Source organism: Amycolatopsis speibonae (assembly GCF_042647925.1).
Lineage (GTDB): Bacteria > Actinomycetota > Actinomycetes > Mycobacteriales > Pseudonocardiaceae > Amycolatopsis > Amycolatopsis speibonae.
On the sequence record NZ_JBHRWK010000007.1, the window covers coordinates 1 to 23,478 of the forward strand.

The 23,478-nt window shown below is 70.2% G+C and carries 22 protein-coding genes; 7 read left to right on the forward strand and 15 right to left on the reverse strand.

Annotated features, from left to right (window positions below; all coding sequences use genetic code 11):
• Nucleotides 1-357 precede the first annotated feature (357 nt).
• Complete coding sequence (locus tag ACFOSH_RS03395) at nucleotides 358-1,722, forward strand: aspartate aminotransferase family protein (protein WP_378237141.1); 1,365 nt, start codon at nucleotides 358-360, stop codon at nucleotides 1,720-1,722.
• Nucleotides 1,723-1,793: 71 nt separating this feature from the next.
• On the forward strand, nucleotides 1,794-2,780 hold the full coding sequence (locus ACFOSH_RS03400; protein ID WP_378237142.1) for a phosphotransacetylase: 987 nt from the start codon (nucleotides 1,794-1,796) through the stop codon (nucleotides 2,778-2,780).
• A 2-nt stretch (nucleotides 2,781-2,782) separates the two neighbouring features.
• Here ACFOSH_RS03400 and ACFOSH_RS03405 read toward each other — a convergent pair whose 3' ends face one another.
• Entirely contained in the window at nucleotides 2,783-3,778 is a 996-nt protein-coding gene (locus tag ACFOSH_RS03405) for a YeiH family protein (RefSeq protein WP_378237143.1), read from the reverse strand.
• Nucleotides 3,779-3,850: 72 nt separating this feature from the next.
• On the opposite strand from ACFOSH_RS03405, the gene ACFOSH_RS03410 reads away from it, so the two are divergent.
• The 5 genes from ACFOSH_RS03410 (at nucleotide 3,851) to ACFOSH_RS03430 (ending at nucleotide 7,895) form a co-directional block, all read left to right on the forward strand.
• On the forward strand, nucleotides 3,851-4,756 hold the full coding sequence (locus ACFOSH_RS03410) for a LysR family transcriptional regulator (protein WP_378237144.1): 906 nt from the start codon (nucleotides 3,851-3,853) through the stop codon (nucleotides 4,754-4,756).
• 164 nt (nucleotides 4,757-4,920) lie between these two features.
• Nucleotides 4,921-6,294, forward strand: coding sequence for an amino acid permease (locus ACFOSH_RS03415; protein WP_378237270.1), 1,374 nt, complete (start codon nucleotides 4,921-4,923; stop codon nucleotides 6,292-6,294).
• 277 nt (nucleotides 6,295-6,571) lie between these two features.
• The gene (locus tag ACFOSH_RS03420; RefSeq protein WP_378237145.1) at nucleotides 6,572-6,745 is read left to right on the forward strand and encodes an iron-containing alcohol dehydrogenase; all 174 of its coding nucleotides are present in this window, start codon (nucleotides 6,572-6,574) and stop codon (nucleotides 6,743-6,745) included.
• The gene (locus ACFOSH_RS03425; protein ID WP_378237146.1) at nucleotides 6,699-7,022 is read left to right on the forward strand and encodes an iron-containing alcohol dehydrogenase; all 324 of its coding nucleotides are present in this window, start codon (nucleotides 6,699-6,701) and stop codon (nucleotides 7,020-7,022) included. The genes ACFOSH_RS03420 and ACFOSH_RS03425 overlap by 47 nt, the downstream gene beginning before the upstream one ends.
• A gap of 27 nt (nucleotides 7,023-7,049) precedes the next feature.
• Nucleotides 7,050-7,895, forward strand: coding sequence for a pYEATS domain-containing protein (locus ACFOSH_RS03430; RefSeq protein ID WP_378237147.1), 846 nt, complete (start codon nucleotides 7,050-7,052; stop codon nucleotides 7,893-7,895).
• 139 nt (nucleotides 7,896-8,034) lie between these two features.
• On the opposite strand, the gene ACFOSH_RS03435 is transcribed toward ACFOSH_RS03430, so the two are convergent.
• From ACFOSH_RS03435 to ACFOSH_RS03500, 14 genes are all read right to left on the reverse strand, one after another.
• Nucleotides 8,035-9,687: an amidohydrolase gene (locus ACFOSH_RS03435; protein ID WP_378237148.1), complete on the reverse strand. Its 1,653-nt coding sequence runs from the start codon at nucleotides 9,685-9,687 to the stop codon at nucleotides 8,035-8,037.
• Nucleotides 9,684-10,709, reverse strand: a complete 1,026-nt coding sequence (locus ACFOSH_RS03440) for an ABC transporter ATP-binding protein (protein ID WP_378237149.1) — start codon at nucleotides 10,707-10,709, stop codon at nucleotides 9,684-9,686. The genes ACFOSH_RS03435 and ACFOSH_RS03440 overlap by 4 nt, the downstream gene beginning before the upstream one ends.
• Entirely contained in the window at nucleotides 10,702-11,523 is an 822-nt protein-coding gene (locus ACFOSH_RS03445) for an ABC transporter permease (RefSeq protein WP_378237150.1), read from the reverse strand. Before ACFOSH_RS03445 ends, ACFOSH_RS03440 begins: the two co-directional genes overlap by 8 nt.
• Nucleotides 11,516-12,373, reverse strand: a complete 858-nt coding sequence (locus tag ACFOSH_RS03450; RefSeq protein ID WP_378237151.1) for an ABC transporter permease — start codon at nucleotides 12,371-12,373, stop codon at nucleotides 11,516-11,518. Before ACFOSH_RS03450 ends, ACFOSH_RS03445 begins: the two co-directional genes overlap by 8 nt.
• Nucleotides 12,370-13,416, reverse strand: coding sequence for an extracellular solute-binding protein (locus tag ACFOSH_RS03455; RefSeq protein WP_378237152.1), 1,047 nt, complete (start codon nucleotides 13,414-13,416; stop codon nucleotides 12,370-12,372). The genes ACFOSH_RS03450 and ACFOSH_RS03455 overlap by 4 nt, the downstream gene beginning before the upstream one ends.
• Nucleotides 13,417-13,429: 13 nt before the next feature.
• Nucleotides 13,430-14,710 (reverse strand): aminotransferase family protein, encoded by a 1,281-nt coding sequence (locus ACFOSH_RS03460; RefSeq protein ID WP_378237153.1) that lies wholly within the window; start codon nucleotides 14,708-14,710, stop codon nucleotides 13,430-13,432.
• A gap of 29 nt (nucleotides 14,711-14,739) precedes the next feature.
• Nucleotides 14,740-16,185, reverse strand: coding sequence for an aldehyde dehydrogenase family protein (locus ACFOSH_RS03465; RefSeq protein ID WP_378237154.1), 1,446 nt, complete (start codon nucleotides 16,183-16,185; stop codon nucleotides 14,740-14,742).
• Nucleotides 16,186-16,374: 189 nt separating this feature from the next.
• Nucleotides 16,375-16,917 (reverse strand): TetR/AcrR family transcriptional regulator, encoded by a 543-nt coding sequence (locus ACFOSH_RS03470; RefSeq protein ID WP_378237155.1) that lies wholly within the window; start codon nucleotides 16,915-16,917, stop codon nucleotides 16,375-16,377.
• A 388-nt stretch (nucleotides 16,918-17,305) separates the two neighbouring features.
• Nucleotides 17,306-18,259 (reverse strand): NAD(P)H-dependent flavin oxidoreductase, encoded by a 954-nt coding sequence (locus ACFOSH_RS03475; protein WP_378237156.1) that lies wholly within the window; start codon nucleotides 18,257-18,259, stop codon nucleotides 17,306-17,308.
• A complete protein-coding gene (locus ACFOSH_RS03480) occupies nucleotides 18,256-19,857 on the reverse strand; it encodes an AMP-binding protein (protein ID WP_378237157.1) in 1,602 nt (533 codons plus the stop codon). The genes ACFOSH_RS03475 and ACFOSH_RS03480 overlap by 4 nt, the downstream gene beginning before the upstream one ends.
• Nucleotides 19,857-20,621 (reverse strand): enoyl-CoA hydratase/isomerase family protein, encoded by a 765-nt coding sequence (locus ACFOSH_RS03485; protein WP_378237158.1) that lies wholly within the window; start codon nucleotides 20,619-20,621, stop codon nucleotides 19,857-19,859. Before ACFOSH_RS03485 ends, ACFOSH_RS03480 begins: the two co-directional genes overlap by 1 nt.
• On the reverse strand, nucleotides 20,622-21,809 hold the full coding sequence (locus ACFOSH_RS03490; protein WP_378237159.1) for a CaiB/BaiF CoA transferase family protein: 1,188 nt from the start codon (nucleotides 21,807-21,809) through the stop codon (nucleotides 20,622-20,624).
• Nucleotides 21,806-22,531: an enoyl-CoA hydratase/isomerase family protein gene (locus tag ACFOSH_RS03495; RefSeq protein WP_378237160.1), complete on the reverse strand. Its 726-nt coding sequence runs from the start codon at nucleotides 22,529-22,531 to the stop codon at nucleotides 21,806-21,808. Before ACFOSH_RS03495 ends, ACFOSH_RS03490 begins: the two co-directional genes overlap by 4 nt.
• Nucleotides 22,528-23,466, reverse strand: coding sequence for a hydroxymethylglutaryl-CoA lyase (locus ACFOSH_RS03500; RefSeq protein WP_378237161.1), 939 nt, complete (start codon nucleotides 23,464-23,466; stop codon nucleotides 22,528-22,530). Before ACFOSH_RS03500 ends, ACFOSH_RS03495 begins: the two co-directional genes overlap by 4 nt.
• Nucleotides 23,467-23,478 lie beyond the last annotated feature (12 nt).

Consider the following 23,478-nt stretch of genomic DNA (forward strand, 5'->3'; position numbering starts at 1 on the left):
ACGCAAAACGCTCGACTGGGACACCCCAGCCGAGCGCCTCACTACACTCCTCACCAACACCAAATGATCACCCGTGTTGCAACGACCCCTGAAATCCACCCCCTCGGCTCAGTAGAGGAAGGGGGCCTTCACGCGTGATCAGACGGCGAACTCGCGTGATTGAAGGGGGAACTCGCGTGATTGAACGGCGATCTCGGTGTGCGCCGTCTGATCACGCGAGATCGCCGTCTGATCACGCGAGTTCCGCCTTCGAGCACGGCGAACTGGACCCATCGAACGCCGCCGCTCTGGCGCTGGGCCCGGGCCGGGCGGATTGCGAAAGTCAAAGCACAGACTCGTGTCTCGAAGGAGGTCTCCGTGGACGTCACCCAGCTGCGAGCGCAGGCTCGACGGCATCTCGGCCCGCACTTCACCCGCAAGGACACCTGGGCCTCGGATTTCCCGGTGTTCGTACGCGGCGAGGGCAGCTACCTGATCGACACCGAGGGACGCCGCCATCTCGACGGTCTCGCCGGGCTCTTCTGCGTCAACATGGGCCACGGGCGCGCCGACATCGCCAAGGCCGCCGCCGACCAGGTCGGCACCCTGGCCTACGCGAGCAACTGGGGTTCGGCGCACACCCCCGCGATCGAAGCGGCCACGTTGCTGGCCGAACTCGCGCCGGGCGACCTCGGGACGACGTTCTTCGTCAACTCCGGTTCGGAGGCGGTCGAAACCGCGCTGAAGTTCGCCCGTCAGTATCACCGCAGCCAAGGGCGGCCCGAGCGGACGAAGATCATCAGCCGCGACATGGCCTACCACGGCACGACCATCGGCGCCCTCTCGGTGACCGGGCTGGCGAAGATCAAGGAACCCTTCGGCCCGCTCATGCCCGGCGTCCGGCACGTGCCGAACACCTTGGGGCTGCTGGGAGACTGCGGTCCGGCGGCCGAATTGGACTGTGTCGCGGCGATCGAGAGGGTCATCCTCGAAGAAGGACCGGAGACCATCGCGGCGCTGTTCGCCGAGCCGGTGCAGAACGGCCGCGGCGCGCTGGTCCCGCCGAAGGGATACTGGCCCGCTTTGCGCGCGCTGTGCGACAAGTACGGCATCCTGCTCGTGTCGGACGAGGTCATCTGCTCGTTCGGCAGGCTGGGGCACTGGTTCGGGCACGGCGTCACCGGGGTGGTGCCGGACCTGGTCACCTTCGCCAAGGGGTCGACGTCGGGGTACGCGCCGCTCGGCGGGGTGATCGTGCGCGAGAAGCTGGTCACCGAGCTGTACGACTCGCCGAAGGGCGGCGTCTTCACCCACGGTGCCACCTGGGGCGGGCATCCGGTCGCCACCGCGGTCGCCGTCGCGAACCTCACCGCGATGCGGGACGAGAAGGTGCTCGACAACGTGCTCGCCGAGGGCCCGGAACTGTTCACCGCGCTGAACTCGCTCAAGTCCGCGCACCGCTGTGTGAAGGACGTCCGCGGTACCGGGTTCTTCTACGCCATCGAGCTGATGGCCGACCGCGACAGTGGCCGGGAGCTGACCGACGCGGAGTCGGTGAAGGTGCTTCGCGAGGTGCTCCCGGAGGCGTTCCGCCGCACGGGCGTCATCCTCCGCGGCGACGACCGCGGCGCGACGATGCTGATGATCTCCCCGCCGCTGGTCGCCGATCGCGAGGTGCTCACCGAACTGCTCCACGGCGTCGACGCGATGCTCAACGACGTCGAGAAGGCCATCCAGCCCTGAACCAGCCCTTTTCACCCGGTGGGGGTCGCCGTCTTCCGGCGGCCCCCGCTTCGTCTGTGGAGGTACTTTCGATGAGCCTGACCACCGAGGCCACGCCGGACGTGACGCTCGACAGATGGCGGAAGGCGTTGCGCGGGCGGGATCTCCGCGTCGCCCTGCCGGACGGCGACGACGATCGTGCCGTCCGGGCCGCCCTCGCGCTCCGGGCCGAGGGGGTCGTGCGGCCGTTGCTATTCGGCGATAAGGCGCAGCTTCGCGCCGCCGGAGCTCCGGACGACGTGATCGTGGACCTCGCGGACGCCCTCGCCGACGACCGGACCGCGGCCGCCCTGATGGCGGGATTCGCCCGCCATCAGGGAAAGCTCGCCGATGCCCGGCGCGATCCGGTGTTCGTCGCGGCGGCAGCTTTGCGGGCGGGCAGGGTGGACGCGTGCGTCGCCGGGGCGACCCGGCCGACCGCGGACGTCCTGCGTGCGGGGTTGCGGGTCGTCGGCCTGGCACCGGGAGTGTCCACTTTGAGCAGTTGCTTCCTGCTGCTGCTCCCGGACGGGCGGCGGCTGACCTTTTCGGACTGCGCGGTGGTTCCCGAGCCGGGCGCCGCGCAGCTGGCGGACATCGCCCTCGCCGCCGCGGCGACGCATCGAGGCCTGACGGGGGAGAGCCCCGTGGTGGCGATGCTGTCCTTCAGCACGCAGGGCAGCGCCGACCATCAGCGCGTCGAGGTCGTCCGTGAGGCGACTTCGCTGGTGCGCGGGAGGAATCCCGGCCTGCCGGTGGACGGCGAGCTCCAGTTCGACGCCGCGCTGGTGGCGTCCATCGCGGCGGCGAAGGCTCCCGGTTCCGCTGTCGCCGGCCGCGCGAACGTCCTCGTGTTCCCGAATCTGGACGCCGGCAACATCGGCTACAAGATCGCCGAACGGCTAGGGGGCGCCGTCGCGCTCGGCCCGATCCTCCAGGGGCTCGCGGCCCCGCTGAACGACCTCTCCCGCGGCTGCTCGGCCTCCGACATCGAGACGCTCGCCCTCCTGACCGCCGCTCAAGCCCTGGACGGTCCGTGAAGCTAGCCGAGCAGGGCCAGCGCGGTGTAGGCGACGGTGCCGACCAGCACCGTGGACAGCAGGCCGAGCAGCAGCGCCCGGCCGCCGGTCCGGATCAGCGAGCCGATCCGGACCGCGCAGCCCAGCCCGAACAGCGCTCCCGCCAGCAGGAGCGTGCAGACCACCTTGGCGACGTCGAGCGCCACGCCCGGAAGGATCCCGGTGCTCCGCACCGCCACCATCGCCAGGAAACCGAGGACGAACAGCGGGACCAGCGGGGCGCGCTTCCCTCCTGCGGACGGGCGGCGACGGCGTTCGCGCACGCTGACCGCGGCGACCATCGGCGCCAGCAGGACGACACGGCTCAGCTTCACCACCACGGCGACCGCGACGGCGGCTGTCCCGGCCGGGGTGGCGGCCGCGACCACCTGGGCGACCTCGTGCACACCCAGCCCTGCCCAGCCACCGATCCGCAGCGCGTCCATCCCCAGCCAGCCGCCGAGGAGTGGGACCGCGGCGATCGCCAGGCCGCCGTAGAAGGTGACCAGGGCGACGGCGGTGGCGACGTCGGAGTCCTCCCGTTCGACGACTCCCTCCATCGCCGCGATCGCCGACGCGCCGCAGATGGAGAACCCGGTCGCGACCAGCATCGCGAGCCCACGCGGAACGCCGATCAGCCTGCCGAGCCCGATCGTGCCGAGGAACGTGAGACCGACGGTCAGCACCACCGCGAGCAGTGTGCCGGGGCCGAGGGAGAGCACGGACGGGAGCGCGAGTTGCAAGCCGAGAAGGACGACCCCGGCACGCAGGAGCTTCTTCGTCACCTTCGCGATCGCTTGCCGGGTGCTGTCCGAGAGCACCGGCAGCGAACCGGCGAGCACCCCGAGCACGACGGCGAGGGTGAGCGCGCTGAGCACCGGAAGCGCGGTGCTCAGCAGGTACGCGACGGCCACCCCGAGGGCGGTGACGGCCAGGCCGGTCAGGTGCGGCTTCGCCCGCCGCGCGGTGAGGGTGCCCATGACGACGAGCGTCGTCCGGTGCGGAACACGCCGGTAGCCGGGAGAGCGACGGGTAGGTCATGCACTTTGGCTATGGCCGCACCGGAGCTGGACGCCTTGCGCCTGCTCGTGCTCGTCGGCGAGCTGGGCAGCATCGGGCAGGCCGCCGCCATCCTCGGGATGGCGCAGCCGTCGGCGAGCAAACGACTGTCCACTCTGGAACGAAGGCTCGGCCTGGTGCTGTTCGACCGGACCCGCCGCGGTTCCGCGCTCACCCCGGACGGCCGCGTGATCGTGGGCCGGGCGCGGCGCGTGCTCGCCGAACTCGACGGACTGCTCGACGGCGCCCAGGCCCTGCGGACCCGGCACGAAGCCGGACTGCGGGTCGCGGCGAGCATGACGCTGGCCGAGCACCTGGTCCCGGGGTGGATCGGCGAGCTCAACCGCGCGAACCCCGGCCTCCGTCTGGGCCTCGAGGTCGCGAACTCGGATCAGGTCGCCGGACTGGCCCGTGCGGGCAAGGTCGACCTCGGTTTCGTCGAGTCGCCCGGCGCACCGGCCGGTCTCACGTCGCTGAAGGTCGCCGTGGACCATCTCGTGGTGGTCGTCTCCGGTGCCCATCCCTGGGCGCGCCGACGTCGTCCGCTGACCCCGGCGGAGCTGGCGAGCACACCGCTGATCGTGCGGGAACCCGGTTCCGGGACCAGGGAGACCGTCGACGCCGCCTTGCGCGATGCCGGAGCAGGACCGGTGAAACCGTTGCTGGAACTGGGTTCCGCGTCCGCCGTCCGCAACGCCGTCGTCGCGGGAGCGGGCCCCGCGGTGATCAGCGCGCTGGACGTCACGGACCGCGAACTCGTCCCGGTCGCGGTGGAGGGAGTCGACTTCGGACGGGCGCTGCGCGCGGTGTGGCCGGAAGGGCGGCGCCTCGCCGGCCCGGCGGCGGAATTGCTCGCCCTGGCGGTACGCAGGGATCTGGACCCCTGTCCCACATCGTAACTGGCACTCGCCCCGGGCCCGACTTGTTCCTACGGTGACCGGAACCACAATGGAGCTCCCAGCGCCATCGCTCCCGGCGGTGCGTGCGAGAAGGAGGAGACGTGACTTCAGCGTCCGACCCGGCACAGAGCAGCGGCCTGAAACCAGGGCTCAAGCAGCGACATATGAACTTGATCGCCCTCGGCGGCGTCATCGGAGCCGGACTGTTCGTCGGCAGCGGCGTGGTCATCCAGTCGGCGGGGCCCGCCGCGGTGGTCTCGTTCCTCATCGCCGGCCTGATCACCGTGCTCATCATGCGCATGCTCGCCGAGATGACGATCGCCAAACCCGCGCTCGGCTCGTTCTACGTCTACGCGAGGGAAGCGCTCGGCAACCGCGCGGGCTTCGCCGTCGGCTGGATGTACTGGTACTTCTTCGTCATCGTCGTGGCTGTCGAAGCCGTCGCGGGCGGCCGGATCCTGCAGCTGTGGGTGCCGGACGTGCCACTGTGGGTGCTCAGCCTCGGGCTGCTCCTGCTCCTCACCGGCACGAACATGGTCTCGGCCCGTTCCTATGGTGAGTTCGAGTACTGGTTCTCCTCGATCAAGGTCGTCGCGATCGTCGTCTTCCTGGCCGTCGGCGCCCTGTACCTGTTCGGTTTCTGGCCGGGTGCCCACGGCGGCGTGACGAATCTGGTCTCCCACGGCGGATTCGCGCCACTCGGCATCGGCGCGGTGCTCGCGGCGGTGGTCCCGTGCATCGGCTTCTACACCGGCGCGGAGATCGTCACCATCGCCGCCGCCGAGTCCGCGGAGCCGAAGAAGGCGGTCGCGAAGGCCATGCGGTCGATCATCCTCCGGGTGGTGCTGTTCTACGTCGGTTCGGTGTTCCTCGTCGTGGCGATCAAGTCCTGGGACGATCCGGCGACCGCGGTCAGCCCGTACGCGGCCGTGCTGGAGGTGCTCGGCATCCCGGCCGTGGCGACGATCATGAACGCGATCGTCCTGACCGCGGTGCTCTCCTGCCTGAACTCGGCGCTGTACACGTCGTCGCGGATGCTGTTCGCGCTCACCGGCAACGGCGACGCGCCGAAGGCGTTCACCCGGCTTTCCCGCAGTGGTGTGCCGAGGCGCGCGATCCTGGCCGGGACCGTCATCGGCTATGTGTCCGTCATCGCCGCCTACACCTCGCCGAACTTGATCTTCCAGTTCCTGGTCAACTCCTACGGTGCCGTCGCGCTGTTCGTGTACCTCTCGATCGCGCTCGCGCAGGTGCGGCTCCGCCGCAGGCTGGAACGGGAGGACCCGGGCAAGCTCACGTTCAAGATGTGGCTGTTCCCGTGGCTGAGCTACGCGACCATCGCGCTGATGGCCGGGGTGATCCTGGCGATGGCGCTGCTGCCGTCGACCCGTTCGCAGTTCTGGCTCAGCGCGGTGACGCTCACGCTGATCCTCGTCGGATTCGAGTTCCGGAGGCGTCGCGGCAAGCCCGTGGCCGGGGTTCCGGTCGAGCCCGTCCCCGTCGAACCCGGGCGGGACGCGGCCGCACTCCGGGACTGACTCGGCACCCGCGGGGCGATCGGACGGCGACGAAGCCGCGGTACGGCGAGACATTCGGCACTCGCCTCGCTGACCGCGGCTCCGAACCGGATGCCGTAACGTGAGCGTCGTCGACGGTGGTGATGGTGATCGCCGCCGAAGCCGAGCGGAAACTCGCCGACGAGGTGACGGCCGGTCTTCCGGTGCCACTGCGCCACGGCGAAGTTCTCATGCACGTCCCCGTCGACGTGGCCGAGAGCGGGCCCGCTCGGCGGCCGCGGCGGCGATCGACGCGATCGTGTCGGTCGGAGGCGGCTCGACCACGGGGCAGGCCAAAGCGATCGCCTTGACGACCGGGCTTCCGATCGTCGCCGTCCCGACCACGTATCCCGGTTCCGGGACGACCGATGTCCGGGGCTTGACCGATGACGGGGCGAAGACCACGGGCCGCGATCAGCGGTCCTCCCCGTAGCGGTCGTCTACGACGCCTCGTAGGCCCCTACGGTGCTTACCTGTCGGCGGCGGCCTTCGCCTCGGCCGGTGCGGGGCTGCACCACAAGATCCGCCACGTCCTCGGCGGGATGTACAACCTGCCGCACGCGCAGACCCATGCCGTCGTGCTGCCGTACGTCCTGGCGTTCAACGCGCCGCACGCTCCCGAAGCGTGCTGGCCCGGCGGCGCGGTCGTGAGTGGTCGCGGGAAAAAGTCGAAAGGCCCTATCGGCTCCCTGACATCGCGGTCACCCTGAGATCGGACGAGGGGAGGCATCGACGCCATGTCCGCTGTCACCGGGAGTCCCGGATTCGTACCACTCGGCAAGGTCGAACGGGTTGTCGCCGCGGTCGCCGGGCTCATTCTGCTCGGAGTCGCGCTCTTCATCACCATCTCGCCGCCTCAAAAGCAGGTCGCCCTCGATCAGTGTTCGAGTGTCGCCTCAGGATGTGTCGTGACGGTGGACAGCGATCTCGCCTCCTTCGCAGGCGTCCTCGCCGGCGCCGGAGCGGTCGCTGGTCTTGTCGCGCTCTTGGGAGTCCGATTCACCCGGTTGAAGTTCGCCGGGGCTGAACTCGGCTATGAGGAGAAAACCGCCGGTCTGACACAGGCGCCACCCGCCGAAGACGAGGGCGACAAGCCGGCCGAGGAACCTGTGGAGCAGGAAGATGAGGAAACCGTGCCCATCGAGGTCGAGGTGCGGGAGGGGCTGGGCAAGGGTTCGCCCTCTGTACCTGTCTCCGTCACCCGGCTCACTGGTCCGATAGGCGAGGTCGATCCCTCGGTTCTCCGTTCCTACCAGTCGTCGCGGAAGGCGGGGCAGCGTTCTCATTTCCTGACACATATTCTTGGCCCTGCCAAGCAACCGGGGCAAAAATACTCTGTAGCCATCCGTGTGACCCCACATAAAGTGTCAGCGTACGAAGTGAAGTCAGCCTCGTTCTATCTCGGCCGGTCTTGGGGTGACAAGGTTTTCGAAGGCAGGCGCGGGAACGATGGCCAATTCGGCATGGTGACCGAAGCCCATGGGCCTTTTCTTGCTCTGTGCGAGATCGAGTTCATCGACGGCAGCCGGATCCTTCTCGACCACTACTGCGATTTCGGCATGGGCAGTCTCCTTCCTGCGTGAAAAGGTTGTCGTGAGTGATGAGGCGGTCGCGCGGGTGTCTGGGCCCGCTTTGCCACGACGCGGGCATACTCACCGCATCCCTCGCCTGCGGGGTAGGCAAGGAGGCCTTCACGGACTCCCGTGCGGCGAGTGATCTCTTCTAGGTGAACGCCTGGTCAGCGTCCACTTCGGACACCACGTGTCCACCGAGGACGGTCAGAACCGACCGCGCTTCAAGCAAGTCCCGTCCGCTCGCGGTGACCGGATCCCGGTCGAAGACGGCCAGGTCGGCCAGCCTGCCGGGCGCCAGCGTCCCCTTGCGGCTCTCGGCATGCTCCAGCCAAGCCGGGCCGGTCGTCCACAGTCGCAGCGCTTCTTCCCGGTCGAGCCGTTTCTCCGGTGAAAGCAGGGAAAACGGGTTGGGTCCCGGCTCGCCGGTGAAGGTGGCGACTCCGCGTCGCCAGTCCGGTTCGGTCACCGGAGCGTCCGAGCTGTCCGCGACCACCACTCCGTGGTCGAGCAGTGTCCGCGCGGGGAACGCCTCACTCCAGCGATCCTCACCCACGATCCGGACCATCGACGGACCGCTGAACGTCCGCATGAGGGAGCTGGTGATCACTCCGGTCCCGGTGCGGGCCAGGCGTTCGTGCACCTCCGGCGACAGGAAGGTGCCGTGGATGAGCACGTGCCGCGCGTCCGGCCACGGGTCGGCGGCCGCGGCCGCCTCGATGGCGTCGACCACGGCGTCGGCCGCGCGATCGCCGGTCACGTGGACCTGCACGCGGACCCGGCGCCGCTGGGCCACGGCGATCAGTTCGTGCAGCTCACGCACCTGCTCCGGATCGCCGGACCCGGCCGTGACGAGACTTCCGTGCCCGCCGCCGGGATACGGCCGGTGCATCCAGGCCGTGCAATGCGTCGGGACGCCGTCGGCGAACAGCTTGATCCCGCCGATGCGCAGCAGATCGTCCCCGGCACCCAGGTCCGTGCTGTCCAGCGCCCGGGCCAGGTCGGCCGCCGAAGTCGTGGGAGACGGCCAGTTCCAGTGCAGCAGCGCGGTCACCCGCGTCGTCAGCCGGCCCGCCGCGTGCAGATCCCGGTAGTCCTGCCACAACCCGGGCGGGACGATCGGGTCGGTGACGCTGGTGACGCCCAGCCGGTTGAGCCGGGCCATCGTGCGCGCGGTCGCGTCCAGCCGCTCGTCCCGGCTCGGCTGCGGCACCAGCGCGGCCACGAGTTCCTGCGCGCTCTCCACGAGGATCCCGGTCGGCTCCCCGGCGGCGTCCCGGAGGATCTCGCCCGCCGTCGGATCCGGTGTCCTCGCGGTGATCCCCGCCCGTTCCAGCGCGGCGCTGTTGACCCAGATCGAATGGGACGAGGCGTGGTGCAGCACCGTGGGCCGCGCCCCGGTCACCTCGTCGAGCCACGCCCGCGACGGCGCGGCACTGCCGTCGGCGAACTCCGCGATGGTGGTCTCACGCCAGCCGCGGCCGACGATCCATTCACCCGGCGGCGCGGCGTCCAACGCCCGCCGGACCTCGGCGAGGTCGGCCGCGGCCGTCAGGTTCACGCAGAACTCCGGTCCGGACAAGGCGTACCAGGCCAGATGCAGATGCGCGTCGTTGATTCCCGGCAGGACGGTCTGTCCCCGTAGGTCGATCGACGGCGTGCCGGGGGCGGCCGCGGCGGAGACCGTGTCGTCGTCCCCGACAGCGACCACACGCCCGCCGGAGACGAGCACCGCCGTGGCGTTTCCGAGTTCGGTGTCGAAGGTGCGAACGAGACCACCGCGCAGAAGCAGGTCGGAAGTCATACCGTTGTCCTTTCCGCGGCCGGGACCACTGCTTGATGCTCCGGATGCCAGGCCGCGATCACGTCGTCGCCGGGACGGTGTTCGTGCGCCGTTCCCGCGGTCAGCACCGCGCAACCGCGCGCGCCGTCGGCGTACCGCAGCCAGATCCGGCTGTGATCGCCGACGTAGACGATGTCGGTGACCACGGCACCGGCCCGCTGGTGCCCGGACGGCACCGGATCGGCACGGGTGTAGAGCGTCAGCCGTTCTGGCCGCACGATCGTGACTTCGCCCGGTGCGAGGGACAAGGCGTTGGATTCCCCGACGAACTGCGCGACGAACAACGTTTCCGGGCGCTCGTAAAGGTCCGACGGCGTGCCGACCTGTTCGATCCGTCCTTCGTTGAACACCGCGATCCGGTCGGACAGGGTGAGCGCCTCCTGCTGGTCGTGAGTGACGAACAGGAACGTCATCCCCAGCTCGCGGTGCATCCGGGCGATCTCGCGCTGCAGCTGGTCGCGCAGCTTCTTGTCCAGCGCGCCCAGCGGCTCGTCCATCAGCAGCGCCCGCGGCTGGTAGACCACGGCGCGGGCCAGCGCGACCCGCTGCTGCTGGCCGCCGGAAAGCTGACGGGGCAACCGATCCCGTACCGCGGACAAGCCGACCAGCTCCAGTACCTCGGTGACACGGCGGTCGATCTCCCCCTTCGGCCGTTTGCGCTGGGTGAGCCCGAAAGCGACGTTGCGGGCGACCGACATGTGCGGGAACAGGGCGTACTGCTGGAACACCACCCCGAGGTCGCGCCGATGCGGTTTGAGCCGGGAGATCTCCTGTCCGTCCAGGGTGATCGAGCCCGCGGTGAGCGGGGTGAACCCGGCGATCATCGACAGCATCGTCGTCTTGCCCGAGCCGGAAGGCCCCAGGAACGTCATGAACTCGCCGTCGGCGATGTGCAGGGAGACGTCGTCCACGGCGGGACGGTCGACGCCGGCGTACGCCTTGGTCACGTGCGCGGTGGTGATGCCGCGGTGGTCGTCAGTCATGGTGGCTCCGTCGGCGCAGGAACAAGGGCACGAACAGCAGGATCGTGGTGAACACGACGATCAGGCTCGACGCCGCGGCGATGGTGGGGTCGATCTCGAGGACGATCGACTCGTACATCTTCACCGGCAAGGTCTTGATGGCGGGTGTCTGCAGGAAGAGGGCGACCACGACCTCGTCGAAGGAGGTCGCGAAGGCGAACACGAAACCCGACGTCACGCCTGGAGCGATACTCGGCAGCACGACCTTGCGCAGCGTCGTGAGTTTCGAGGCGCCGAGACTCGCCGCGGCCTTCTCCACGACAGGGTCGTACCCGGCGAGGCTGGTCTGCACGGAGGTCAGCACGAACGGCACGCCCAGCACGGCGTGCGCCAGCACGAAACCGAGCATCGTCCCGTTGAGCTGCCACCGCAGGAAGACCCCGTAGACGGCGACCGCGACGACGATCCCCGGCAGGATCATCGGCGCCATCAGCAGCTGCCGCACGACACCCCGGCCGCGGAACCGCGCGCGGTCGAGGCCGAACGCGGCCGCCACCCCGACGACCGTCGCGAGCACCGCCGCCAGCAGGCCGACCTGGACCGAGTTGGCCAGCGCGCCGAGCCACTGCTTACTGCCGAAGAACTCGCCGTACCAGCGCCACGACCAGTCGTCCGGCGGGAACTGGAAGGTCGAGCCCGCGCCGAAGCTCATCGGGATCACCACGAGGGTGGGGGCGACGAGCACGAACCCGACGAGGGCGACCCACACGCGCAGGCCCCAGCCGAGCGTCCGCTGCCGGAGCGCGGCCCTGGTGATGGACGGATCGTTAGCCACGGTCGGCACCTCCCGCCGCACTGGTGCCCAGCGGCGCGGCCACCCGGCTCAGCACGGCCAGCACCACGAGCGTGACGACCAGCAGGATCGCCCCGAGCGCACCGGCCCCGGCGAAGTCCAGCAGGTCGTTGACCTGGGTGCCGATCACCTGCGCGGCCAGCGCCTGCTGCGGCGTGCCGAGCAGCGCCGGGGTGATGTAGAAGCCCAGCGACATGATGAACACGACCGACACTCCAGCCAGGACCCCGGGCATCGACAAGGGCAGATACACCCGCAGGAAGGCGACCGGACGGGGCGCGCCGAGGCTGCCCGCCGCGTGGAGCAGGCTCCGGTCGATCCCGGACATCGAACTGTGCAGCGGCAGCACCATGAACGGCAGCATCACCTGCACCATCGCGACGGTCACCCCGGCCACCGAGCCGAGGAGCACCACCCCGTCGACGCCGATCGCGGCGAGCGCCTTCTCGATCACGCCACCCCGCTGTTCGAGGACGTACCAGGCGAAGTTGCGGGCCATCACGCTGGTCCAGAACGGCATCAGGACCAGCAGCGTCAGCACCGTGCGGCCCCGGCGCCCGACCAGGGTCATCGCGTAGGCGTACGGGTACGCGACGATCAGCGTGGCGACGGTGATGATCAGCGCGGTCCGCAAGGTCCGGAGCACCACCCGGATCTGCACCTCGTCGCCGAGGACGGCCAGGTAGTTGCCGACGCCGAAACCGGGCTCGGTGAAGCTGCGCCACAGGATCGCGGCGAGCGGGTAGAAGAAGAACACGAGCACCACCGCCGCCGCGGGGAGCAGCAGCCAGGTCGCGGAGCCGGTTCGTCGCGCGGTTCGCACGGTGGTCATCCGGTCCTCCAATCCGACCAGGCCTTGACGAGCGCGGTCCGGTTCGCGGCCCACCAGCGCACGTCGCTGAGCACGCGCAGGTTTTCCTTGCCGTCTCCCCAGATGTCGAGTTCTCGTCCGATCGGGGTGGCCGGGGGAGGCGCGGCGGTGTTCGCGGGCCCGACGCCGGCACTGGCCGCGAAGGCCGCCGCCTGCGCCGGTTCCGAGGCGAACCGGATCAGCCGTTTGGCTTCGTCCGAGCGTGGTGTCCCTTTGGGAACGACGAGTACGTCCCAGGTCACCGGGACGGGGATCCCGGGCACCACCTTCCAGTTCGTCGCGCCCGCTTTCAGCAGTGAGAACGCGCGGGCGCTGACGATGAGCGCCATGTCCGCCTGCCCACCGGCCATGCGCTGCTGCTGGTCGCCGTAGGTGCTGGTGATGGTGAGTTCCGGCCGGATGCGGTCGTACATCGACAGCGCGCGGCGGACGTCGAGCGGGTACAGCTTGTCCCGTGGGACCCCGTCGGCCAGCAGGGCGGCCTCGATCGTCCCCACACTCGGGTCGCCGCCGTAGATGATCCGCCGTCCTGGAAACGCTTTGAGATCGAAGAAATCGGCCATCTTGGCCGGTGGACGGTCGCCGTAGGCCTTGGTGTCGTACATCAGCATCATGCCGAAGAAGGCGTCCGGCACACCGCAGTCGGTCAGCGATCCTTTCGGGAAACCGGCCGCCAGAGGACCCATGTCGATGGGCTCCAGCAGGCTGCCGCAGACCGCGGCGGCCGCGGAAGCGTCGGTGTCCACGACGTCCCAGGTGACCTTGCCCGCCTCGACCATCGCCTTCAGCTTGGCGTTGCTCGACGGGCCGTCGATCGTGATCGCGGTCCCGGTCTGCTTCTCGTACGGGTCGAGCCACGCCGAACGTTGCCCCGCCTGGTAGGCACCCTGGCCGTAGGAGACGAACACGAGCGAATCCGGGCCGCCTTCGGAAACGGCGCATCCGGTGACGAAGAGGGGGACGGTCAGCGCGGCGGACAACAGCGTCGGTATCCGGCGTCTCATGGGGTTTCTCCGCTCAGCTCGCGGCGGCCGCGACGTGGCGGCACAGCACGTCGGCCAGGGTGTCGAGCTGCTCCTCGGTGATGACCAGCGGCGGGGACAGCACGATGCTGGTGCCGGAGGCGCGGACCACGACGCCGTCCGCGCGGCAGCCGGACTGCACCGACGCCGTCGGCACGTCGGTGAACTCGATGCCGAGCATCAGGCCGACCCCGCGGACCTCGCGCACGTGGGGGAGTTCGGTGAGCGGGTCGAGCCGTTCACGCAGGCGGGCGCCGAGAACACGGGCGCGCATCAGCAGGTTCTCCCGCTCGATGATGTCGATGTTCGCCAGCGCGACGGCGGCACCGACGGGGTGGCCGTTGTAGGTGAAACCGTGCAGGAACGTGGCCCCGTCGGCGAGTTCGAGGACCCGGCGGCCGATCAGCACCGCGCCCATCGGGACGTAGCCGCTGGTGATGCCCTTCGCGGTGACGATCATGTCCGGCTCGATACCGTAGTGCCGACTGCCGAACCAGTGCCCCGTCCGGCCGAAGGCGGTCACGATCTCGTCGACGATCAGCAGGATCCCGTTGCGGCGCAACACTTCCTGCACTCGCGGCCAGTACCCGTCCGGCGGCGGCACCATCCCGCCGACGCCCAGCACCGGTTCGCCGATGAACGCGGCGATGCGGTGCGCGCCGATCTCGGCGATCCGTTCTTCCAGTTCCGCCACGAGCACGTCGGCCGCGTCCGGGCCGTGTTCGATGGCGTGGGGCTTGCCCAGCCATTCCACGTCCGGCAGAAGCGGGCCGAACCCGGCGCGCAGGCCCTCGATCCCGGTCGCGGCGAGCGAAGCGCCACCCATTCCGTGGTAGCCGCCGGTCCGGGCCAGTACCACCGTCCGCTCCGGGGAACCGGCGTGGTGGAAGGCGAGGCGGGCGAGCTTGATCGCGGTCTCGTTGCCCTCCGAACCGCCGTTGGTGAAGAACACGCGTTCCAGCCCGGCGGGGGCGAGCGACAGCAGCCGTTCGGCGAGGCGGATCGACGGAGCGTTCGAGTAGTCACCGAAGGACGAGTAGAACTCCAGACGGCGGATCTGCTCGGCGGCGACGTCGGCGAGTTCGGTCCGGCCGTGACCGACAGGGCACTGCCACAGACCGCACGTGCCGTCGATGTACTGGCGGCCTTCGGTGTCCCACAGCAGCGCGCCTTCACCGCGGTCGAGGATGAGCGGTTCGGCCGGGGCGCCGATCGTGGTGTGCGGATGCACGAGGGTGCGCCGGTCGAGGGCGGCGAGTTCGGAGGTGCTGGTCATGAAAGTCCTTTCTCTGCTCGGGCGCGCGCTCAGAACCGCAGCGCCACGGCCTTCGTCTCGGTGTAGGCCTCGATTCCTTCGGCGCCGCCTTCGCGTTCCTGGCCGGAGTTCTTCTGGCCGCCGAAAGGCAGTTCCGGGCGGACCGGCGCCGGGTCGTTGACGCCGATCACGCCGAAGTCCAGCCGGTCGAGCGCCCGCCAGAGGCGGCGCAGGTCGCTGCCGAACAGGTAGGCGGCCAGCCCGTAGTCCGTGGTGTTGGCCAGGTCGATCGCCTCGTCGTCGCCGGTGAACGTGGCGACGGCCAGCACCGGGCCGAACGTCTCCTCGTGGCTGATGACCATGTCCGCGGTGACGCCGGTCAGAACCGTGGGCTGGAAGAAGTGACCGCGCAGCGCCGGGTCGCCGGACTCCCAGCGACTCCCGCCGACCAGGACCCCGGCGCCCTTGGTCACCGCGTCGGCGACCTGGTTCTCGACCTTCGCGAGCCCGGCTTCGTCGATCAGCGGACCGACTTTGGTGCCTTCGGCGTCTCCGCGTCCGAGTCGCAGCGTGGCCGTCTTCTTCTCGATCAGCGCGAGCAGGTCGTCCCGCACGCTCTCGTGGACGTAAAGCCGGTTCACGGCCGTGCAGCTTTGGCCCGCGTTGAAGAACTTCGCGGTGACCACACCGGCGGCGGCCGCTTCGAGGTCGGCGTCGGCGAACACGATCGCGGGGGAGTGGCCGCCCATCTCGAGCGAGGTGCGGCGAAGCGTGTCGCCGGTCTGGCGCAACAGGCCGAGGCCGACCTCGGTCGACCCGGTGAAGCTGACCTTGCGCAGCCTGCGATCGGCCAGCAACGCCCCGACGAGCTCCGCGGGCCTGGACGTCGTCAAGGATTGCAGGACGCCTGCGGGGAGGCCGGTCGCCTGCAGGATGTCGAGCAGCGCGGTGGCGATGAGCGGGGTCTGCTCGGCCGGTTTGGCGATGACCGGGCAGCCGGCGGCCAGGGCGAGCCCGACCTTGCGCAGCAGCATGCTCGCCGGGAAGTTCCACGGCGTGATCGCGAGGACCGGCCCGACCGGGGAGCGCAGCACCAGACCAGGGCCCGCTGCGGAGGCGGGGGTGACGCGGCCGTAGGCACGCCTGCCCTCTTCCGCGGCCCACTCCAGCATCCGGGCACCACCGGCCAGTTCGCCGGCAGCCTCCGCGAGCGGCTTGCCGTTCTCCCGGCTCAGCAACGACGCGAGCTCACCCAGGCGCGCCCGGATTTCCGCCGCCGCGGCGCGAAGGTGACCACCACGGGTTTCCGGGTCGGTGTCCGCCCAGCCGCGGAAGGCGGCGGCCGCGGCGTCGAGGGCGGCGAGCGCATGGGTGGGTCCCGCGTCGGCCGCCTGGCCGAGAACGTCGAGGCTCGCGGGATCCAGGACGTCGAACGTCGTCGGGGCGGAATGCCGGCGACCGTCGATCAGCAAGGTCGCGGCAGCGGTGTCGGGCATCGGATGAGCCTTTCGCTTCGGGATGCGCCGAGTCTGACCCCCGAGTGTTGATGAAGTCAACACCTAAACCGGTTTCGATAATCTCAAAAGGACAGTGCGGAATTGTTGTCCTGCAACGGAAAATGGCAGTACCGCTGCCCGGTGTCACGCGGGGTGCGTGTCACCGGGCAGCGGTACTGCCATTTCGTTCTAGTGAACCTTCGCCGTTATGGCGTGCAGTGCTTCGAGTGCCGGACCGGGGTCGACGTCCGGATCCGCGACCTGATGCAGGAACATCCCGTCGAGGGCGTAGAAAACGAGCTGCGCGAACCCGTCGTCCGCGCCCAGTTCTTTGCCGACCGCGTCGAGATATCCGCGGTAGAGCCGCCGGAGGGCCGGGCGCAACTCCGGGCGCCGGGCCGATTCCACGACCAGCTGGTACTGGAAGATCTGGATCTGCTCGCTGTCCCGGTAGCGCTTCTGGATCTCCTCGCCGTCGGCGAACACGCCGGTGCGGGCGCCGATCAAACCGTTCTCCGCGCTCTCTTCGAGCACCCAGTCCAAAGAGGACTGAAGAAGATCGTCGATCGACGAGAAGTGGTGCTGTACCGCTCCCGTGGTGCAGCCCGCCGCCCTGGCGGCCGCGCGATAGGTGAGGCCGCGAAGTCCTTCTCGTGCCACGACTTCGACCGCCGCGCGCTGGAGCGCCCGCTTCGTCCCCGAAGCGTCGTCCTGTGTCTCGGACGTGCTCATCCGGAACCTCCTTGCGTCAGGAGGCTACATTACAGATGTAATGTCGCGCTAGTGTCGGCTGGCTCGGCAAGTCCCGTGAAGGCCTCCTTCACTACCTTCAGGGTAGGTAAGGAGGCCTTCACGGGACTTCGAGATCGTCACGTTCGCCCCACGCGCACCAGTAGTCGCAGCCCCTGCGCGTGAAGGCCCCCTTCACGCGGCTCAGCCGAGGAAACTCGACCTTCACGTACCTCCTGGCGAGCACGGGACAGCGACGGTGGAGGATTTGGGGCACTCACTGTCCCAAATCCTCCACCGTCGCCAGGCCGCACGAGTCTTCGACCTTGATCAACCGCCATCCTCCCCACTCACGCCGCCCGCCCGTCCCGCATTTAGGGGACGAAATGCGTCAGGGGCGCATCCGGGCGACGGCCGCGTAGTACTCCTTGACGATCCGCCGCACGATGTCGGCGGCGGGCAGGACGTCGGTCACCAGCCCGGCCGACTGGCCCGCTTCGACCTTGCCGTTCTTCAGGTCGCCGTCGAGCGCCGCGTCCCGCAGGGAGGAGGCCGTGAACGCGCCGCGTCGCTGTTCGAGGTCGGCCGCGGAGTTCTCGAGTTCGGTCATCCGGTCGGTGAAGTCGTTGGCCAGGGCGCGGATCAGGCCGAGGTCCCGGCCGACAGTGCGGGTCGAGTCGATGTCGGCGGCGACCACGGCGGCCTTGTAGTCCGGATGGACGGTGGCTTCGGCGCTGGCGAGGAACCGGGTGCCGAATTGGGCGGCGCCCGCGCCGAGCGCGAGCATCGCGGCGAGGCCCGCTCCGTCGGCGAGGCCGCCGGACGCGACGATCGGGGTGTCCGGCACGGCGGTGGCGACGGCACGGGTGAGGATCAGCGTCGTGACGAGGCCGGGCGGCGGATGTCCGCCTGCCTCGGCGCCGACCACGACGAGTCCGTCGACACCGGCGTCGACGGCCTTCTTCGCGTGTTCGGTTCCGGCGATCACGTGCAGGCAGGTCGTTCCGACGTCGTGGAAGCGGGCGAGGTAGCGCCGCGGGCCGCCCTGGGACGCGATCAGGACCGGTGGACGGCGCTCGATCAGCAGGTCGATCACCTCGTCGGCGCCCGCCCGGTACAGCGGCAGGTTCACCGCCCAGGGGGACTCGGTGCCGTCGGCCATTTCGTCGAGGGTGCGGGCCAGATCCGGCACCCGCATCGGCCCGGCGGCGACGACCCCGAGCCCGCCGGCGTTGCTCACCGCGAGCGGCAGGGCCGAGCACGACGAGGCCCACGACATCCCCGCCTGCACGATCGGCAGGTCGATGTCCAGCAGAGCGGTGACCGGGGTCGGGATCCGCCTCATCGGGTGAGCCCGAGCAGGGTGCGGGCGTGCTCCGCGAGCTGGTTCTTCCGCACCTTCGAACTCGCCGTCATGCCGATGCCTTCGAAGCCGTCGACGATCCGGAGATGATGGGGCACCTTGAAACCCGCCATGTTCGCCTTCGCCCAGCGCAGGAGCTCGTCTTCGGTGACCGCGTCGGCTTCGCGGAGCACGACGAACGCGAACGGGACCTCGATCAGCCGCTCGTGCGGCACCCCGACCACGGCGGCCTGCCGGACAGCGGCGTGGCTGTGCAGGATGTCCTCGACGTCGGCGGGCGCGACGTTCTCCCCGCCGACGCGGATGATGTCCTTGGTGCGCCCGATGAAATGAAGCCTGCCGGACCGGTCGAGCAGGCCGATGTCCCCGGTGGACAGCCAGCCGTCGGCGTCGATCGCGGCGGCGGTCTGCCCGGGGTCGTCGAGGTAGCCGCGCATGACGTTCCAGCCGCGGACGAGGATCGCGCCCGGGGTGCCCGGCGCGCAGTCGTGATCGTCGTCGAGCGCGCGGATACGGACCTCCACCCCGGGTTCGACGGCCATCGCGCCGGAGGCCCGGAGCTCCTCGGGCTCCCACCAGCACGACTGCGCGACGTTCGGCGACGCCTCCGAAAGGCCGTAGCCCGCGACGCATTCGCGGGCGCCGAGTTCGTCGATCACCCGCCGGATCACCGTCGGCGACGCCGCGACCCAGGCACCGCGCAGGTGGAGTTCCCGCGTCGCGCGATCGGGATGGTTGAGCAACATCATCGCGATGGTGTCGTTGCCCGAAAAATGGGTGCAGCGCTCTTCTTCCAGGAGGCGCAAGGCCTCTCCCGCCTCGAATTTGGCCATGGCGACCAACGTGGTGGCGTGCTGAAGGCTCGCGAGCACCGACAGCGTGCTTCCGGCGACGTGGAAGAAGGGACGGGCGCTGAGGAAGCGGTCGGCGGGGCGGAACCCGAGCCGGGCGCCGGAAAAGTACGCGTTCGCGCACATGTTCCGATGCGTGAGCAGGACACCTTTCGGGCGGGCCGTCGTACCCGAGGTGTACTGCACGAGCAGGACGTCGTCCGGTTCCGCGGTGGCCGGGACATCGTCGCCGGCGGCGGCGAGGAACGCGGTCCAGGGCGTCACCCCGTCCGGCACGTCGGTGCCCAGCACCACCACGGAGGTCAGGCCGGGCAACGTGGCGCAGCGTCCGTCGGCGTCGAGGCCCAGTTCGCGCAGCATCGCGATGAAGTCGACGCGCAGCACGCGGTCCGCGACGAAGAGCGTCGAAACCTTCGCCTTGCCCAGCATGTACTGGACCTCGCCCGCGGTGCACCGGGTGTTGACGGGCACGGTGACGGCGCCGAGCGAGCCGATCGCGACGAACAGCGCGACCCAGTCGGGGCCGTTGCCGAGGCAGACACCGACGCGGTCGCCCCGCCCGATGCCGTGTGCCGCGAGCGCGGCCCTGATCCGCGCGACGTTCCCGGCGAGTTCGCCGTAGGTGACGCGGGCTTCGGCGGTGACGACGGCCTCGACGTCCGGCGCGGTCAGCGCGGCACGCTCCAGCGCCTCGTGCGCGGTGAGCGGGCAGACGATGCGCAGGTCCATCACTCTTTCTCCTCGGACGTCGCGGCGGCCCGGAAGCGGTCGACGCCGTCACGCCAGTCGCCGGTACCCAGATTCTGCTCGATCGCGGCCATTTCGATGCGGATGCCGCGGTCGAGGTCGGTTTCGGTGCCGAGATCCACCGCGCGTTTGGTCAGCGCGATGGCCCCGGGCGGTGCCTTCGCGATGTTCTGCGCTGTTTCGTACCCGACGCCGGTCAGTTCCGCAGGGGGGACGACGCGGACGACCAGCCCGAGATCGCGGGCCTCCTCCGCGTCGACGGCGCGATTGGTGAACAGCAGCTCCTTGGCGCGGCGCGGCCCGATCGCCCTCGGCAGCCGTTGGGTGGCGCCGATCGTGCCCCAGTGCGGCTCGGGGAACCGGAACGTGGTGCCCTCGGCGGCGATCGCGAAATCGGCGGCGAGGGTGATCTCGCCTCCCGAGCCGACGACGGCTCCGTGCACCAGCGCGACCACCGGACGGCGGCAGGCCGCGATCGCGGCGTAGGCGGCGAACGAGGCCGCGCGACGACGGCGTACCCACGACGCGTCCTTGCCGGCGCGTTCCTTGAGGTCGGCTCCGGCGCAGAAGACCGGACCCTGACCGGAGAGCAGGACGACGCGGACCGAATCGTCGGCGTCGATCTCGTCGAACGCGTCACGCAGCTGAAGGCACAGCGGCAGGTCCACGGCGTTGCGGGCGCCCGGGCGGGCCAGTTGCACCCTGGCGATCCCGGCGGCGACGTCGAGCCGGATCCGCTCGTCCACTCAGATCACTCCTTCGCTGCGCAGGGCGGCGATCTCGGCCGGGCCGAGGCCCGACTCCGCCAGCACGGTCTCGGTGTCGGCGCCCAGCAACGGCGGGCTCGCCAGGTCATGTGGTTCCGCGCCGGTCTCCCGCAGCGGGGTGCGGATCGCGGGGAAGGTGCCTTCCGCGGGATGGGAGAAGGTGCCGACGACGCCGCGTGCCCGGGCGTGCGGGTCGTCCAGCGCGTCGCGGACGCCGCGTACTTCGCCCACCGGCACGTCGGCCGCGCGCAGGTCCTCGACGAGTCCGCCGCTCGCCCGGCCGGCGACCGCCGTGCGCAGCGCGCTCATCACCCGCTCCCGGTGGGTGACCCGTCCGGCGTTGTGCCGGAGCGCGCTGTCAGACCCGAGTTCGTCGAGGCCCAGTACCCGGCACAGCGGCGCCCAGTGCTGGTCGCTGCAGCTGATGTGGACCCAGCGGCCGTCCGAGGCCTCGAAGGCCGCCGACGGGACGCGGCCGGGGTGCTGACTGCCGGTCCGCGCCGGATCCTCGTCGAGGGCGAACAGCCGGGCGGCGTTCAGCGCGTGCAGGCTGAGCTGGACGTCCATCATGGACACGTCCAGGTGGCGGCCGTGTCCGGTGGCGCTCCGGCCCGCCAGCCCGGTCAGCGCGGCGATGACCACCCAGAGCCCCGAGGTCAGGTCCGCCACCGGGACCCCGGTCTTGACCGGCGGGCCGTCCGGTTCGCCGGTCATCGCCATGATCCCGGACAGGGCCTGGAAAACGGTGTCGTAACCCTTGCGGGAGCTGTCGGGCCCGGTCTGCCCGAACCCGGTGGCGGACACGTACACCAGGCCGGGGTTGCCCTCGGCCAGTTCCTCGTAGCCGAGGCCGAGCCGGTCCATGGTGCCGGGCAGGAAGTTCTCCACGACGACGTCGGCCCGGGCGGCGAGGCGGCGGGCGGCGTCACGGCCGCGCGGGTCCTTCAGATCGAGGGTCACCGAGCGTTTTCCCCGGTTGACGGCGAAGAAGTAGGCGCTTTCCCCGGCCGGGAGCCGGGGTTCGAAGCCGCGGGTCTCGTCGCCGGAACCCGGCCGTTCGACCTTGATCACCGTCGCGCCCAGTTCGCCGAGGATCTGCGTGGCCATCGGGGCGGCCAGCACCCGGGAGAAGTCGAGCACGGTGATGCCTTCGAGCGGCGGCGTCATTCGCGGAACCCCCGCATCAGGGCGTTCACGTCCTGGCCGGCGCGCACGGCGGCGTCGGTCGGCAGGTCGGCGACCCGGTAGAACAGGTCTTTGGCGGCGCTCAGGGCCCGTGGCTCGACCGCCGCCCATCCGGTCGCGATCTCCAGCGCGGCTGGGAGGACGTCCTCGGCCTCGACGACCCGGTTGACCAGGCCGTGTTCGAACGCTTCGGCCGCGGTGAGCAGCCTGCCGGTGCTGATCAGCTCGAAGGCGAGCTTGCGGCCCAGGTGCCGCACCAGGCCGGTCATCACCAGCGCCGGGACGAGGGAGTGACGCAGTTCCGGGTAGCCGAAGCGCAGGTCGGTGCCCGCGACGACCATGTCGGCGCCGATCGCGAGGCCCGCGCCGCCGCCGACCGCCGCACCGCGGACCGCGGCGACGACCGGGGTGCCCATCCGCTGCATCCGGGTCTGGAGCCCGGCGGTCAGCGCCGCTCGCTCCAGCACCGCGTCGGGCTGCTCCGGAGTGAGGGCGGAGAACTCGGAAAGGTCCGCGCCCGCACAGAATCCGCGGCCGTTGCCGGTCAGCACCACAGCGCGGACACCGGGATCGAGGTCGGCGGCGTCGAGCGCGTCCCGCAGAGCCCGGGTGAGGGCGGTGTCGAGCGCGTTGAGCTTGGCGGGCCGGTCGAGGGTGAGGATCCGGACCCGGTCGCGGTCCTCGGTGAGCAGGGTTCCGGTCATCGTCGGCTTTCTCCTTGTGTGCGGGCGAAACCGGCTCGCGCGACCATACTGTGCAGCGGGCGGCCGAGTGCTTTCTCGCAGGCGGCGGACGATTCGGCGAGCGCGTCGAGGTCCAGTCCTGTTCGGACACCCATCGCGTGGAAGAGGTCGACGAGGTCTTCGGTGCAGACGTTCCCGGTCAGCCCGGCGCCGTAGCCGATCGACGCCGGGTGGCCGCCGACCCCGCCCATCGCGCTGTCGAAGTGGCGGCAGCCCGCGTCCAGCGCGGCCACCGCGTTGGCGATGCCCGCGCCCCGCGAGTTGTGGAAATGCGCGATCAACGGCAGCCTGGGATGGTCCCGGCCGAGCCGCTGGAACAGGGAAGTCACCGTCTTCGGCGTCGCCACCCCGGTGGTATCGCCCAGGGTGACCGCGTCAGCCCCGAGGTCGGCGAACCGTGCGACGTCCTCGGCGACCCGGCCCGGGTCGACAGCGCCTTCGAACGGGCAGCCGAACGCGACGGAGACCACGCCGATCAGGCGGAAACGCTTGTCCGCCAAGCTGATCATCTCCGCGACCCGTTCCCACTGGGCGGCGCGGGTGGTGCGCAGATTCCGTTCGGTGTGGCTCTCGCTGGCCGAGACCAGCAGGCTCAGTTCTTGAGCCCCGGCGCCGCGATCGAGGTCGTCCAGCGCGCGCGTCACGGCGCGGGGGTTGGGGCACGTCGCCTTGAACGCCACGCCCGGCCGGTGGCCGACGGAGGCGAGGACGTCGCTCGCGTCGGCGAACGTCGGGACGCGCCCCGGGTGGCTGTAGCTCGTCGCTTCGACGCGGGTGAACCCCGCGCGCACGAAACCTTCCAGCAAGGCGACCTTGGTCGCGGTGGGGACGAACGCGGGCTCGTGCTGCAGCCCGTCCCTGGCGAAGCACTCACAAATCGTGACCCCGTCGGTCATCGAGTCACCTCC

What these genes read in the sequence shown, in the direction of transcription:
- ACFOSH_RS03415 (WP_378237270.1), top strand. Translation starts at nt 4,921, where the DNA reads ATGAACTTGATCGCCCTCGGCGGCGTCATCGGAGCCGGACTGTTCGTC.
- ACFOSH_RS03495 (WP_378237160.1), bottom strand. Translation starts at nt 22,531, where the DNA reads ATGACCGGAACCCTGCTCACCGAGGACCGCGACCGGGTCCGGATCCTC.
- ACFOSH_RS03455 (WP_378237152.1), bottom strand. Translation starts at nt 13,416, where the DNA reads ATGAGACGCCGGATACCGACGCTGTTGTCCGCCGCGCTGACCGTCCCC.
- ACFOSH_RS03435 (WP_378237148.1), bottom strand. Translation starts at nt 9,687, where the DNA reads ATGACTTCCGACCTGCTTCTGCGCGGTGGTCTCGTTCGCACCTTCGAC.
- ACFOSH_RS03475 (WP_378237156.1), bottom strand. Translation starts at nt 18,259, where the DNA reads ATGAGGCGGATCCCGACCCCGGTCACCGCTCTGCTGGACATCGACCTG.
- ACFOSH_RS03410 (WP_378237144.1), top strand. Translation starts at nt 3,851, where the DNA reads ATGGCCGCACCGGAGCTGGACGCCTTGCGCCTGCTCGTGCTCGTCGGC.
- ACFOSH_RS03470 (WP_378237155.1), bottom strand. Translation starts at nt 16,917, where the DNA reads ATGAGCACGTCCGAGACACAGGACGACGCTTCGGGGACGAAGCGGGCG.
- ACFOSH_RS03405 (WP_378237143.1), bottom strand. Translation starts at nt 3,778, where the DNA reads ATGGGCACCCTCACCGCGCGGCGGGCGAAGCCGCACCTGACCGGCCTG.
- ACFOSH_RS03460 (WP_378237153.1), bottom strand. Translation starts at nt 14,710, where the DNA reads ATGACCAGCACCTCCGAACTCGCCGCCCTCGACCGGCGCACCCTCGTG.
- ACFOSH_RS03400 (WP_378237142.1), top strand. Translation starts at nt 1,794, where the DNA reads ATGAGCCTGACCACCGAGGCCACGCCGGACGTGACGCTCGACAGATGG.
- ACFOSH_RS03425 (WP_378237146.1), top strand. Translation starts at nt 6,699, where the DNA reads ATGACGGGGCGAAGACCACGGGCCGCGATCAGCGGTCCTCCCCGTAGC.
- ACFOSH_RS03450 (WP_378237151.1), bottom strand. Translation starts at nt 12,373, where the DNA reads ATGACCACCGTGCGAACCGCGCGACGAACCGGCTCCGCGACCTGGCTG.
- ACFOSH_RS03465 (WP_378237154.1), bottom strand. Translation starts at nt 16,185, where the DNA reads ATGCCCGACACCGCTGCCGCGACCTTGCTGATCGACGGTCGCCGGCAT.
- ACFOSH_RS03490 (WP_378237159.1), bottom strand. Translation starts at nt 21,809, where the DNA reads ATGACGCCGCCGCTCGAAGGCATCACCGTGCTCGACTTCTCCCGGGTG.
- ACFOSH_RS03480 (WP_378237157.1), bottom strand. Translation starts at nt 19,857, where the DNA reads ATGGACCTGCGCATCGTCTGCCCGCTCACCGCGCACGAGGCGCTGGAG.
- ACFOSH_RS03500 (WP_378237161.1), bottom strand. Translation starts at nt 23,466, where the DNA reads ATGACCGACGGGGTCACGATTTGTGAGTGCTTCGCCAGGGACGGGCTG.
- ACFOSH_RS03430 (WP_378237147.1), top strand. Translation starts at nt 7,050, where the DNA reads ATGTCCGCTGTCACCGGGAGTCCCGGATTCGTACCACTCGGCAAGGTC.
- ACFOSH_RS03440 (WP_378237149.1), bottom strand. Translation starts at nt 10,709, where the DNA reads ATGACTGACGACCACCGCGGCATCACCACCGCGCACGTGACCAAGGCG.